Origin of the sequence: Wolbachia endosymbiont of Onchocerca gibsoni (genome assembly GCF_029169405.1) — a bacterium.
Lineage (GTDB): Bacteria > Pseudomonadota > Alphaproteobacteria > Rickettsiales > Anaplasmataceae > Wolbachia.
Map to the genome: position 1 here is coordinate 241,260 of NZ_JABUMP010000001.1, position 13,472 is coordinate 254,731.

Genomic DNA, 13,472 nt, shown 5'->3' on the forward strand with positions numbered 1-13,472 from the left:
CCATAAGCTAGTGTATCAAAGTCAAGATGTTTTATCTCTATATCTACTGTAGCAATAGAAACTATGTTAGCGTTAAGTTTGATAACGGAAGTATCTATAACAGATATTAAACTATTGATTGATGATCGTAACTCAGGAAAAGTAGTTATATGTCAGCTGAGTAATTTACTAGAGTTTATACTGAATCTTGAGATAGTAAAGATGTGTAAAATATAGAAATGGTGAATTATTAATTATTGTTTTGAGGAACTAAAAAGCTCTCATAGAGATGAGTGATAATAATCTGTTTGATATTGTCAAAGAATATTTTCAAAAATTTTGCGGAAAGTTAGAATTAAAATCTGAGACAAACACATAAATAAAGCCTAGTTTTAGGAGTCAATTAAGTAGGTACTCCTACTTCCTATCCTTGAAATGGTAGACCTCCTGCTCATTGTAATGAGTATGTTCATGGTAGTTAAGAACTATAATTTATATATAAGCTGTTTCAGGGTTAAGATACTAGAATTCAGAAATTTTTGGACTGAAGCTTGTAATTAAAATGGCCAAACTTTTTTGATTGGCTATCTCAAGACCTCATTATACTAACAGTAAAGGTATTTTAGAACTCAAAACTCATCTCTGTTTGCGGATTTTCCATCTAAATAACCAAATTCAGTAAAAAGTTTAGCATGCCTTTGTTATGTACACTATACCTTTTCTTAATCTGTCTCTCTTAGACTATACTTATTATTAGTTTAAGCCTTAGTACATATTAGAAAAACAAAAGACGCCACTAATTCTTAACATTAGATAGAAAAATTTCATGCACTTTAGAATAACATGTTTTTTTACTTTTTTACTTAGCAAATCTTTCTTTCACTTCTTAATTTTATACCCCCAACATTATCTATTGCTTTTAAATAAATTATTGTTAAATATTTAGATTTGTGCTATCAAGATTCCTGTTATATAAATTATTTACTCCTCCATTCTATAGCAAAAATAGGTGGTATTACCTGATTTTAAAAATAATTAACCTCAGGTATTTTCCTATTGACCAGGATGGTATTGGTATCGTATATTACAGTGTTGCAGTGTAGTATATGGTTGTGATATTCTAGTGTAGATTTTGGATCATAATAATATTTTGAGTAATTGATGTGATGGTAATTACTAATCTAGCAATGCTGCTAAGCAGCACAGAAGTTTAGCTACACATGCTCTATATCCTTGAGGAAAATCCAATTAAGATGTAATCAACACAGTGAAGCGAAGAATTCTTTAAATTTATGTACATGTATTTTCTACTTTGTTTTAATAATTAAAATTATGTCAAAGGGTTATACTTTCTTACTCTCAGCTTTTTAGAACATTTCTAACGTACATGTTTTAATAACACTATTTAGTTGCCAGTTCACGCATCTGTTGTATTTTATGTCAATTATAGTCTAACTTATTTGTTAGATATGCGTCTTGCTTGGAGATTAGGACAAACGGTAAAACTATTGACAGTTGAACCTTTTGCTTGCCATTCAATTGTGCGCTTTTATTTTTTTTTGAATTAGCTGTTACTCCTCAATGGTTTTTGTTGCGTTTTGCACTATATATTTTCTTGTAGAGGTAANCAGTATATGCTTGTTTGAGTCTCAGCATCACTCGTGTAATTTCAGATAAATATGTAAAATATAAAAACATAATATTATAGCTTTTTATAATTTTAGTTTCTACAATATTTAATCCTTTTTGTAACATTGAAAACAATTCATCTGAAATTTTATTAGCAATTTTTATGTAAAAATTCTTTGTCATTTTTACTGTCACATAGGTAATTGCTTACTATAGTTCTCTTGTCATTGAGTTGCTTTGCACAAAAATGAACTTACAATAGTTACTGCATTATAATATATAATATGCCTTTACAGGACTGCTTACTCTTCAGATAATTACTACTGAAATTTCTATTGAATTCCCGTTTTGCGTCATTCACTTTAATTTTTCTACGTTAATGCTTAAAACTTTAAAAAGTAACATATTTGTTTGTAAATGAAACTGTAATAAATATTCTAGATTTAAAATAAGCTTTAATATAATATCCAAGAAATTTTGTCACTCTTGCTTTGTTAGGATTATTAACAAAAACTTTTAAAAAAAGAATCAGTACTGAAACAAGAACAGCTTCAAGTGCAACTATATTATCATAGGTCAAAAGTACAATAAGATTAACTTAATACTATTAAGTACGAGAAAAAACGGAATTGACTTAAATTTTTATCATTTATTGTCTCTTGTCCATGTACCTTTTAAACNTTTTTTTCACTGAAATTCTCTTTATTGACCGTTTTGTCTATCTTATTTACGAATAGTCTAAACTCCTTTAATTCATGATCAATTAACTTTACTTTGCTTTTATGTGCTATTGTAAGTGGATCAATATATTTACCGTTGTATATGATCTCGTAATGTAAATGGGGCCCTGTTGAAACACCAGTGCTACCAACATAAGCGATGACCTGCCCTTGCTTTACTTTAGAGCCTAATTTTATATCATAGCTAAATTTACTTATGTGAGCATAGCAGGTTGAATACCCATTTTTATGTTTTATTTTGATATATTTACCATATTTTCCATTATTTCCTATATATTCTATTACACCATCTGCAGCGGCATGTATGTGAGCACCAAATTTAGTTGCATAATCTACTCCTTTGTGAAAAACAACTTTACCGCGAATAGGGTGTTTTCTATTGCCAAATTTCGAGGATACGTGAAAATCTCCGTTTAAAGGGCTTGCGAAAATTTTGCCACCTCTTAAGCTTATTCCATCTTTATTAAAATACATTTTTTTACCGTTTTGTGATTTATAATGATACAAGCAAGTAGCTTTTTTGTTTGTTGTCAGTGAAGTGTATAAAATCTTTTCTTCAGTCTTTTGGTCATTAAACGATCTCTCAAAGAGAACTTTCAAATTACTTTCTGGTACAATGTCTTTTTCAAAGTTTGTACCGAAATCTTCATATATGTTGATTAACTCCATTACTGTATTTGGCGCTAACCCTTGTTCGATCCCAGTGGTAAAAAAGGAAGATTTTATGTTACTGGATATTAACAAGATCTCTCTATTGTTACCTGGTGTTTTAGAGCTATGTAAATTGAACATTGGTAAAGTGTAAAGCAATATAAGTATTATTAGCCTCATAGTTTAAATAGAATCAGCAAAAGTAAAATTACCGTCAACGTATTGTACATCATCATTATCTTCTAGCTCTTTAACTAATGTAGATAATTTCTTAATTAGTTCTTTATCACTAATTTTCACTAGGTCCTTTGGTTGCCATGAAAGGCGAACAAGCTCTGGCTTCCCAAATTTTGCATAAAAAGCATCGCGTACTCTACTAAAATCTTTTACTTTACAGGTTATGATGTATAATCCTTCTTTATTATTTTCTTCAATATCCAACACTTCTAATTCGATTCCATGAGTAAATAGACTTTCAAAATTTACATTCTCTGTTTTATAGATGATTAACCCTACGTGGTCGAAAAGGTAACTAACATTCCCTATTTCTCCTAAACTTCCACCTTTGCGAGAGAAAATATGACGCACCTCAGAGGTAGTTCGATTGCGGTTATTCGTTAAAGCATGAACAATGAGTGCAGTACCAGAGGGCCCATAGCCTTCATATTGTATTTCCTCATAATTTCCTCCTATAACACTACCAGTTGCGTTTCTTATTGCTGTTTCTATTTTGTCTTTTGGTAGATTCTCTTTGCGTGCAGTAGATACAGCAGAGCGAAGGCGTGAATTAAGTTCAGGATCAGGTAGCCCTTGTTTTGCAATAGCCATTATTTCTCTAATGAGCTTTGTGAATTTTTGAGAGCGTTTTGCATCCTGAGCGCCTTTCCGATGTTTTATGTTTGAAAATTGTGAGTGACCAGCCACATTTGAATAATTAAAGACTTGATTATATACTAAGGTATAGAAAAAACTAAAGCAAATTTTTAAACTTGCTATTATTATTTTTATGTGAACTTTATTTTTACTTTTTAGGGTTTTCTGCTAACAGGTTTTCATATTGCTGAACTTCCAGCTCAAGACCAAGAGCTAAATGGGCTGTTATTAAATAGCTAATAGATTTAGGAGAATAGCTAGAATCCTTATTGCTTATTACATTTTGAAAACGTTTAATCGCTGCTAAATATTCACCACGTCTTAAGTAGAACCTACCAGTAGAATATTCTTTTGCTAATATGTGCTCTGTGACTAGCTTTACTTTTCTTTTTACCTTTTCTGTATATATACTGTTTGGAAAGAGATTAATGTACTCGGTAGCTAGGTCTAAAGTTTTATATGCAGTTTGTTGTTCAAGTTGCACTTTATGAATTTGCATGTAATAAGATAATATCCTTAAGTAATATACATACGGTAAATCTTCACCATTTGGATAAGTCTGTATGTAATCATCTGTATTACTTGCGGCACTGGCATAATCACCCATGTTATAGTGAGAAACACTAGATAATAACCTGGCTTTCATTGCCTCATAAGAAAGGGGGTATAAGTCTTCAATTTTTTGAAATGCCCTAATAGCCTGTTTGTATTTTTTCTGGTCGAAAAGTTTAACTGCCTCCTTGTACAGCTCAGCTTCGGTTCTTTCATAATCATGCGCATAAGATTGCATAAAGGAACAAATCAAAAAAATAAAACACGTGATTAAAGTCTTACACATAAGATTTTTTTTAATCAAAACACAGTATAGACTAAATACCAGTTAAATAAATAGATTTTTGAGAATCTCAAAAATCATTAAGTAGTAGAAAAATTGTATAATTAATTCTTGTGTACCATTGTTACCTTCTAGATTTAAGACAGTGCTATTTGCCCTTTAAAGAACTTTTTCCTTTTACTTTTAGATTCTTTAGTGCTTACTGTGAAAAATATATAATTAATACTTACTGTATAACGCCAATACCTCTACCAAACCTAAAGTAGATCCAACAACATATGGCTTAACGGAGGTACCAATGCCATTAACATTGGCCTTCTTATTAAGAATATAGAAGCATCAGTAAGCGCTAATCCGACAGTAGATATTATTTGCTAGTTTTCACTCTGGACTTCTTATTAAAATCATGCTTCCTGTTTCCTTTTTCTTATTTTTTTCACACTCATTAACGTAAGAATAAAGAACTGTAAAAGAAAAAGAGATTGTATTAGCAAGAGTAAAATTGTATCCTTTGTTGTTTCAAATAAAGGTGTTTCACTCGTTGCTATAATTACAATAATTAGTGCAGTTGTTATGCCTTTGATGTAGATTAAATGCTTACTTACATTAAGGTATTATACTCTCTTCTCCCTCTTTTCAATATTTCTAACTCTTATTCTTTTTTGCTATCTTTCTATTATTATAAATTAAGTTTAGTATATAAATAAGATATAAGCCTGAGAAAGGCTAACATAGTGTAGCTTAGTGCACTATCTATACCATCAGCAGTCCCTGACTGCTACATATTAGCCATCAACAGTACAAGTAGAACCATTATGACTAACGATATGTATTGTTATTTATATAACTCTCTTTTTTTTCAACGTTAATAGTTCTTGTTCAAGCTCTTCTTTTAGTGTTAATAGCTTCTTGCTTAAGTCTTTTTTTTGAATTTCTTTATCAACTGTTAGCTAAAAGCCCAGAAAAAAAATCTTCAGTAGAAAGTTTAGCCCTAAAGCTGCTATTCATACTAAAATCCTATTGGCTTACATATTAATACACCATACAGGATTTCAATTACTTAATTAAGTTTATTGAAGTCTTAATTATTTATATATAAATTGTTTCTTGAAAAATTCAGCTAGTCTGTTTAATACCAGTTAAAACATAGTTATAGCCTGACCATACGGTTATGATAGCTGCAATCCACAGACAAGTTGTGCCTATACGTTGGGCTATCTCATAATTGTTTACTATTAGCGCTATAACAGCAACCATCTGTAAAAATGTTTTGATTTTCCCAACTTTGCTTACAGGCAAGCTGGCATTTGTAGCCATTAAAAACTCTCGTAAACCAGAGACTAATATTTCTCTACAAATGATTATAACTGATGGTATTACTGTAAAATCATTTATTTTGTGCTTATAAACTAGCATAATTATTGTTGAAACTACTATTAATTTGTCAGCAATTGGGTCAAATAGTCTGCCGAATTTTGATTGAACTTTCCATGTACGTGCTAGGTAACCATCAAAAAAGTCTGTAATGCATGCAAATATAAAGATTGATATTGTTATCAGGTTTGCATATTTGTTTTCTACGTAAAAACTTAATATTATTGCTGGTATTGCAAGTGCACGAGAAATTGTCAACAAATTAGGCAGGTTTTTCTTNAGCATGCAATGTAATTTTAATGCAGTACAGTAAACTTATACAGAAGTGGGGTGCAATTCACAAGCTAATAGTTTACGATTGAACATTTATAAAAACTCTATATACTTAAGAATTTATTAACTATGAACTCGAAATATAAGGATGTAATGATGAACGATGATTTAGATAGTACTACAAAACAAGAAGCACTTAAATATCACAATAGGGAAAATAATCCTGGTAAAATATCTATCTTGCCAACAAAACCTTTATTTACTCAGCATGACTTGTCGCTTGCTTATTCACCTGGGGTTGCAGCTCCATGCCTTCAAATAGCTAAAAATCCTGAAGCTGTCTATGATTATACAACAAAAAGCAATTGCGTTGCTGTTATTTCAAATGGTACTGCAGTGCTTGGGCTTGGTAATATCGGTCCTCTTGCCTCGAAACCTGTTATGGAGGGTAAAGCTGTTTTATTTAAGCGCTTTGCTGATATTGATGCAATCGATATAGAAGTTGATACGGAAGATATAGAAGATTTTATCAATGCAATAAGATACCTTGGGCCAAGCTGGGGAGGAATAAATTTAGAGGATATAAGATCCCCTGACTGTTTCATAATAGAAAGGCGTTTAAATGAATTGATGGATATTCCAGTGTTTCACGATGATCAGCATGGAACTGCAGTGGTTGTTGCAGCGGGTATAGAAAATGCTCTTGATATTGCAAAAAAAAAAATAGAGGACGTTAAGGTTATCATGAATGGTGCTGGTGCAGCTGGTATTGCATGTTTAGAAATACTGAGGTCCATGGGTGCTAAAAATATAGTACTGTGTGATAAAAAAGGAGTAGTATACAAAGATAGAAAAGAGTATATGAACAAATGGAAGGAAAAACATGCGATTGATACTAAAGAACGTTCTTTACTCGATGCAATAAAAGACGCTGATGTATTTATTGGATTGTCTGTAAAAGATGTGCTTAACGAAGAAATGTTAAAGAGCATGAGTAAAGATCCGATTATTTTTGCTCTTGCTAATCCTGACCCAGAAGTAAGGCCTGAGTTTGCAAAATCTGTAAGGCCAGACGCAATAATTGCAACTGGTAGATCAGATTACAATAACCAAGTGAATAATGTAATGGGATTTCCTTATATATTTAGGGGAGCGCTTGATGTGCATGCAACGGTGATAAATAACGAAATGAAAATTGCAGCTGCAGATGCAATAGCAAAGCTCGCACATGAGCCAGTGCCTGATGAGATATCCGCAGCTTACGGTAATCGTAGAATGAGCTATGGGCGTGAATATATAATACCTACTCCATTTGACCCAAGGTTAATTTCGATAGTCTCTCCTGCTGTTGCAAAAGCTGCAGTACACTCAGATGTTGCTAGGAAGGTAATACAAGATTGGAGTAGATATGAAAGCCAATTAAAATCTCGTCTTGCGAATGCTCTTAACACACTAAATTTAATGTCTTCGTAGTAACTAATTGCATATAGTTGTTTTAGATTTATAATAAAAATATTGTAATTCAAGGTGAATTAATGGTTATTACAGTTCATGAATTAGAGAAAATCATCAAACAGTCATTTCCAGATTCTGATATAGAAATTAATGACCTTGTTGGAGATGGTGATCATTATCATTTAAAAATAATTTCCAAGTATTTTCTCGGGAAGACAAAAGTGGAACAGCATAAAATGGTATATAAGGCTCTAGAAGGCCAGTCCATACATGCGTTACAACTAGAAACTAGTGCTTAATTTTGGGGTGATATTTATGAACGATTTTGAACAAATAAAAAAAGATATAACGGAAAATGATGTAGTATTGTATATGAAAGGTACTTCTGATTTTCCTCAATGTGGGTTTTCTGCGCTCGTTGTTTCGATTCTTAAAAAATTAAATATTAAGTTTAAATATGTTAATGTATTAGAAAATAATGAAGTGCGTCAGTCTATAAAAGAGTTTTCCGATTGGCCAATGATTCCACAATTATATATAAAAGGAGAGTTTATTGGTGGTTGTGACATCACTCGTGAGATGTATGAAAAAGGTGAGCTGCAAAGCCTGCTAAAAGAAAAAAAAATCATACAGAATAAGGAATAGTCTATCAAAGAGTATCCACCTAAATAGGTAATCGGTTGTTTCTATGAGCTATTCAAGTAACAATATATGCCTACTGAGGGTTCAAATCACTTACAATTTTTGATGCAGTGAGATCTAATTCCCTAGTTTAAAGTTTTTATTGTTTACAGGAGGTAAGCTGCTATACTAGATAAGTTAGAGGTAAAGAAAATTTTGAGTTATGCAAGATGATATTAAAAAAGATTCAACAATGAAGGAAGAAAAAAGCATATTAGGTTGGATAGAATATAGGTTACCCATATTCTCTTTTTTGAAACATACTGCTTCTTACCAAGTGCCAAAAAATTTAAATTATGCTTGGAATTTTGGTTCTTTAGCTGGTATGGCGCTGATTTTGCAAATAATAACAGGGATATTTCTCGCTATGCACTATACTCCGCATGTTGATTATGCGTTTAACAGCGTAGAGCGCATAATGCGTGATGTAAATTATGGATGGCTAGTACGCTATACTCACGCTATTGGAGCTTCGCTCTTCTTTATGGTGGTCTATATTCACATAATGCGTGGATTATATTACGGGTCTTATAAAAAGCCGCGGGAAATGGTGTGGTTTATTGGTATACTCATATTTTTTACAATGATGATGACAGCTTTTATGGGATATGTTCTTCCCTGGGGACAAATGAGTTTTTGGGGTGCAACAGTTATAACTAACTTATTTTCAGCTATACCTTTAATTGGTGATAAAATAGTCATATGGTTATGGGGTGGTTTTTCTGTTGACAATCCAACACTTAATCGTTTTTTTGCTCTGCATTATTTTCTGCCTTTCGTTATTATCGCTTTAGCTACTCTGCATATTATTGCTTTGCATAGGTTTGGCTCTGGTAATCCAAGTGGAATAGAAGTGAAATCAAATAAAGATACCATTCCACTCTATCCATATTATGTAGTTAAAGATTGTATAGCTCTTAGTATATTTTTTATAGTTTTATTTATGTTTGTTTTCTATGCTCCTAATTATCTTGGACATCCGGATAATTATATAGAGGCTGATTCTATGGTCACTCCAGTGCATATAGTACCGGAATGGTATTTTTTACCTTTTTATGCGATGTTACGCTCAATTCCAAATAAGCTTATTGGTGTGTTTACCATGCTTGGGTCTATTTTAGTATGGTTCCTATTACCTTGGCTTGATAAAGCAAAAGTTAAAAGTGGTGCTTATCGTCCATTATTTAAAGTTTTTTTTTGGGTCTTTACAGTAAATTTTGCATTCCTTGCTTGGCTTGGAGGGCAGGAAGTAAAAGAACCTTACATTACCTTAAGTAGACTTTCTACTCTTTACTATTTTTTATACTTTGTAGTAATTTTACCGCTACTTAGTAAATACGAGAAGCAAGGAGAGCTGCCAAAAGCCATAAGTGATTCTGTGCTGGAGATGAAATAGTGCTAGTAAAAAATATATTTGCTGTGTTTTGTTCATTGTTTCTTGTTAATTTTGTATATGCAGAAGAATTTAAACCATTACCCAATAAAAAAATAAACTGGAGTTTCAATGGAATTACTGGATCTTTTGATAGAAAGTCAATTCAGCGTGGCTATAAAGTATATAAGGAAGTTTGTGCTGCTTGTCATTCAATGAATAGGGTGGCGTTCCGTAATTTACAAGATGTCGGTTTTTCTGAAGAAGATGTGAAACAGATTGCAGCCTCTTATCAAGTTAAAGATGGTCCAAATGATCTAGGCGAAATGTTCTATAGACCTGGGATATCTTCAGATTATTTTATTGCACCTTTTAGTACAAAGGAAGCAGCTGCAGTAAGCAACAATGGTGCAGTTCCACCAGACTTATCGTTAATTGTTAAAGCAAGATATGACGGTGCGAATTATGTTTATTCACTTTTAACCGGCTATCGAAATGGTGAACACGATGGGAACGATTTGTATTTTAATCCGTACTTTCCAACAGGTAAGTTAGCTATGGCACCACCTCTCTCTGAAGGGATGGTGGAATATGATGATGCAAGACAAGCAACAGTTGAAAATATGGCGTATGATGTAGTAAATTTTTTGCAATGGACAGCAGAGCCAGAATTAGAGCGTAGGCACAAGCTTGGATTTAAAGTAGTAGCGTATTTCATAATCTTGACGGTATTTTTTGTATTAACCAACAATAAGGTTTGGGGTGAACTTTACAAAAATAAAAAATAGGCTTTTTGGACATTTATTTTTATATCTTTTTTATCATAGCAGGTTTATTAATAATAAAGTATTATAAGAGCATAGGAGTTATGGAATTTCAAATTGTTACACACTTTAAACCAGCTGGAGATCAGCCACAAGCAATTGATAGTTTAGTTACAGGGCTAAACAATAATAAAAAGGATCAGGTTTTGCTTGGAGTTACTGGCTCCGGAAAGACTTTCACTATGGCAAATGTTATTGCAAGAACAAACAGGCCTGCATTAATTATGGCACATAATAAAACTTTAGCGGCACAGCTCTATGAGGAAATGAGAGGATTTTTCCCTTATAACTCTGTTGGATATTTTATTTCTTACTATGATTATTATCAGCCTGAAGCTTATTCGCCTCAGACTGACACTTATATTGAAAAGGACTCCACAATCAACGAAAAAATTGATATGCTACGTTATTCTGCTATTTGCTCTCTTTTGGAGCGCAAGGACACGATTACAGTTGCCAGTGTTTCCTGTATATATGGTCTTGGTTCGCCTAAAAGCTATGTTAATATGACTATATCATTAAGTGTTGGAGATAAAATTTGTGTTGATGATTTTCTGAGTAATTTAGCTGATCTTCAATATAAGCGCTCCGATATTAGATTTGAACGAGGATATTTCAGAGTACGTGGAGATGTTATTGATATTTTTCCTGCTTGCCATAAAGATAAAGCTTGGCGTTTATCGTTGTTTGGCAATAAAATAGAAAAAATCTCTCAAATTGATGCTATGACTGGCAATGTTATTGAACATATAGATAAAATCACTGTTTTTCCAAATAGCTATCACATTACATCACGTAAGACTCTATTACAGTCAATTCAGCTGATTAAAAAAGAACTGCATGAACGCTTGGATTATTACTACTCACAAAATAAGTTTGTTGAAGCAAAACGTCTTGAGCAGCGTACTAATTTTGATATCGAAATGATGGTGACAACTGGAACTTGTAAAGGTATTGAAAACTATTCACGTTATCTCTATGAGATGGAAGCTGGATACCCGCCACCTACTTTATTTGAGTATTTACCTGAAGGTGTAATTTTATTTGTTGATGAAAGTCATGTTACCATTCCTCAAATTGGTGCAATGTATAGTGGTAATGAGGCACGTAAAAAAAAATTGGTTGATTATGGCTTTAGACTTCCTTCCGCTTTTGATAACCGTCCGTTGACGTTTGAAGAGTGGGAAGCGGTACGACCACAGACTATTTATATTTCAGCTACCCCTGGAAAATATGAGTTAGGAAAGACCAATAATGTATTTATAGAGCAAGTTATTCGTCCAACAGGGCTTACAGACCCAGTCTGTATTATAAAATCGACAGAAAATCAAGTTGATGATGTAATCCATGAAGCACAACTGACAATAAATAATGGATTTTGTGTTCTAATTACCACATTAACAAAAAAAATGGCTGAAAAGCTAGCTGATCATATGAGTGAGATGAATATAAAGGTGAGTTATTTACACTCAGATATTGATGCGTTAGAGAGAGTTGACATTATATATAAATTAAGATCAAAAGAAATCGATGTGTTAGTTGGTGTTAACTTACTGCGTGAAGGTCTTGATATTCCGGAGTGTGGCTTAGTTGCAATTTTGGATGCTGATAAAGAAGGATTTTTGCGATCGGAAACCTCTTTTATTCAAACGATAGGGCGTGCTGCACGTAATGCTGAAGGTAAGGCAATTTTGTACGCAGATAAAATAACTGGTTCTTTGGACCGTGCGTTGAAGGAAACTGAAAGAAGAAGAAAGAAACAACAAGAATATAATGCACTGCATAATATTACACCAAAAACTATAATAAAGAATATATCTAATACCCTACAAAATAAAGTAGTAGCTGAGGAAGGTATTAATAATATTAGTAAGGTTGATCTAAAAAACTTAAAGAAGCAGATGTTAAAGCATGCTGAGAATCTAGAGTTTGAAGAGGCAGCAAAAATAAGGAATATTATTAAAAGGTTTAATAATAAATAATTTATGATATAAAAGGAAAAGTTAGGTTATATGTACTTAGTTTTGTAAGTTTTTTAAATTTATTCTCCGTTCTTTAACCACCTAGTTCCCATGAGGAGAGGAGAGTAAAGGTCCTCTTGCATTGATATCTTAACACTTTTTTCCTCTTCCATAGTTGGTAGACGGGTAAGAAAGCGAATTTTTGGTGCATTTCTAATTATTGCTAGTGGTGTTTGTTCTGCACCTTCTCCCATAACTAAAACAGCAGATGTTGCCAACGCGTCAAGAAGATTGACTTGTGTTACCTGGAGTGGATTATTATAAAGATCTGGTTTGCCTATATAAGAATAATGTGGTTCAAACCCGCACCAACCAAGAGCAATCCCTGTAACCCCAAGGCGCATAGGTGTTATATTACTATCTGTAATTAAAATACCAAGATGTTCTATGCAGTGTTTTCTTCTAAGGTAGCTCCATACTGATGCAGCTGTTTTCTGAACATCTTTTGGATATAAAGTATACATTCTATCACTATTTGATTCATCGATGCCGGCAGATGGAATTAAGATATCATCTTTAATTGTTAAGTGAATTCCACAAAGATGGTAACGTGTATCAGCAATCGCACTAGCTTCCTTTCTAATTAGCTCTTCTTTAGAACAAGCGGTTTTACGAATTACTCGTTTTTGGCAAACGGAAATGATTTTTGATGTAATAGCAAGCACAACCTTTTCTCTTAACAATTTTGGAATATAGTAATCAAGGATCTTTTCTAATGCCTCACCACATTGAATACGGTGGGTGTAAACTGCTTCAACATGCATA

12 protein-coding genes are annotated in these 13,472 nt (G+C 32.7%); 7 read left to right on the forward strand and 5 right to left on the reverse strand.

What is annotated here, in order from left to right:
- Positions 1-63: 63 nt before the first annotated feature.
- A complete protein-coding gene (locus HSX44_RS00900) occupies positions 64-216 on the forward strand; it encodes a hypothetical protein (protein ID WP_275601908.1) in 153 nt (50 codons plus the stop codon).
- A 2,066-nt stretch (positions 217-2,282) separates the two neighbouring features.
- Here the strand turns inward: HSX44_RS00900 and HSX44_RS00905 are convergent.
- From HSX44_RS00905 to pgsA, 4 genes are all read right to left on the reverse strand, one after another.
- Positions 2,283-3,140: a M23 family metallopeptidase gene (locus HSX44_RS00905; protein ID WP_410543453.1), complete on the reverse strand. Its 858-nt coding sequence runs from the start codon at positions 3,138-3,140 to the stop codon at positions 2,283-2,285.
- 42 nt (positions 3,141-3,182) lie between these two features.
- On the reverse strand, positions 3,183-3,923 hold the full coding sequence (locus HSX44_RS00910) for a YebC/PmpR family DNA-binding transcriptional regulator (protein WP_275601910.1): 741 nt from the start codon (positions 3,921-3,923) through the stop codon (positions 3,183-3,185).
- 97 nt (positions 3,924-4,020) lie between these two features.
- On the reverse strand, positions 4,021-4,710 hold the full coding sequence (locus tag HSX44_RS00915) for an outer membrane protein assembly factor BamD (RefSeq protein ID WP_275601911.1): 690 nt from the start codon (positions 4,708-4,710) through the stop codon (positions 4,021-4,023).
- A 1,113-nt stretch (positions 4,711-5,823) separates the two neighbouring features.
- Positions 5,824-6,366, reverse strand: a complete 543-nt coding sequence (gene pgsA / locus HSX44_RS00920) for a CDP-diacylglycerol--glycerol-3-phosphate 3-phosphatidyltransferase (protein WP_275601912.1) — start codon at positions 6,364-6,366, stop codon at positions 5,824-5,826.
- A gap of 144 nt (positions 6,367-6,510) precedes the next feature.
- Here pgsA and HSX44_RS00925 point away from each other — a divergent pair, with 144 nt between their 5' ends.
- From HSX44_RS00925 to uvrB, 6 genes are all read left to right on the forward strand, one after another.
- Positions 6,511-7,827: a malic enzyme-like NAD(P)-binding protein gene (locus tag HSX44_RS00925; RefSeq protein ID WP_275602398.1), complete on the forward strand. Its 1,317-nt coding sequence runs from the start codon at positions 6,511-6,513 to the stop codon at positions 7,825-7,827.
- 62 nt (positions 7,828-7,889) lie between these two features.
- The gene (locus tag HSX44_RS00930; protein ID WP_275601913.1) at positions 7,890-8,108 is read left to right on the forward strand and encodes a BolA/IbaG family iron-sulfur metabolism protein; all 219 of its coding nucleotides are present in this window, start codon (positions 7,890-7,892) and stop codon (positions 8,106-8,108) included.
- A 16-nt stretch (positions 8,109-8,124) separates the two neighbouring features.
- Positions 8,125-8,454: a Grx4 family monothiol glutaredoxin gene (gene grxD / locus HSX44_RS00935; RefSeq protein ID WP_275601914.1), complete on the forward strand. Its 330-nt coding sequence runs from the start codon at positions 8,125-8,127 to the stop codon at positions 8,452-8,454.
- A 199-nt stretch (positions 8,455-8,653) separates the two neighbouring features.
- Positions 8,654-9,886, forward strand: a complete 1,233-nt coding sequence (locus HSX44_RS00940) for a cytochrome b (protein ID WP_275601915.1) — start codon at positions 8,654-8,656, stop codon at positions 9,884-9,886.
- Positions 9,883-10,650: a cytochrome c1 gene (locus tag HSX44_RS00945; RefSeq protein WP_275602399.1), complete on the forward strand. Its 768-nt coding sequence runs from the start codon at positions 9,883-9,885 to the stop codon at positions 10,648-10,650. Before HSX44_RS00940 ends, HSX44_RS00945 begins: the two co-directional genes overlap by 4 nt.
- Before the next feature lie 80 nt (positions 10,651-10,730).
- On the forward strand, positions 10,731-12,668 hold the full coding sequence (uvrB, locus tag HSX44_RS00950; RefSeq protein ID WP_275601916.1) for an excinuclease ABC subunit UvrB: 1,938 nt from the start codon (positions 10,731-10,733) through the stop codon (positions 12,666-12,668).
- A gap of 59 nt (positions 12,669-12,727) precedes the next feature.
- Here uvrB and HSX44_RS00955 read toward each other — a convergent pair whose 3' ends face one another.
- A complete protein-coding gene (locus HSX44_RS00955) occupies positions 12,728-13,471 on the reverse strand; it encodes a putative folate metabolism gamma-glutamate ligase (protein WP_275601917.1) in 744 nt (247 codons plus the stop codon).
- Between the last annotated feature and the right edge of the window lies 1 nt (position 13,472).

What these genes read in the sequence shown, in the direction of transcription:
- HSX44_RS00900 (WP_275601908.1), top strand. Translation starts at nt 64, where the DNA reads ATGTTAGCGTTAAGTTTGATAACGGAAGTATCTATAACAGATATTAAA.
- HSX44_RS00915 (WP_275601911.1), bottom strand. Translation starts at nt 4,710, where the DNA reads ATGTGTAAGACTTTAATCACGTGTTTTATTTTTTTGATTTGTTCCTTT.
- HSX44_RS00925 (WP_275602398.1), top strand. Translation starts at nt 6,511, where the DNA reads ATGAACGATGATTTAGATAGTACTACAAAACAAGAAGCACTTAAATAT.
- HSX44_RS00930 (WP_275601913.1), top strand. Translation starts at nt 7,890, where the DNA reads ATGGTTATTACAGTTCATGAATTAGAGAAAATCATCAAACAGTCATTT.
- grxD (WP_275601914.1), top strand. Translation starts at nt 8,125, where the DNA reads ATGAACGATTTTGAACAAATAAAAAAAGATATAACGGAAAATGATGTA.
- HSX44_RS00940 (WP_275601915.1), top strand. Translation starts at nt 8,654, where the DNA reads ATGCAAGATGATATTAAAAAAGATTCAACAATGAAGGAAGAAAAAAGC.
- uvrB (WP_275601916.1), top strand. Translation starts at nt 10,731, where the DNA reads ATGGAATTTCAAATTGTTACACACTTTAAACCAGCTGGAGATCAGCCA.
- HSX44_RS00955 (WP_275601917.1), bottom strand. Translation starts at nt 13,471, where the DNA reads ATGCATGTTGAAGCAGTTTACACCCACCGTATTCAATGTGGTGAGGCA.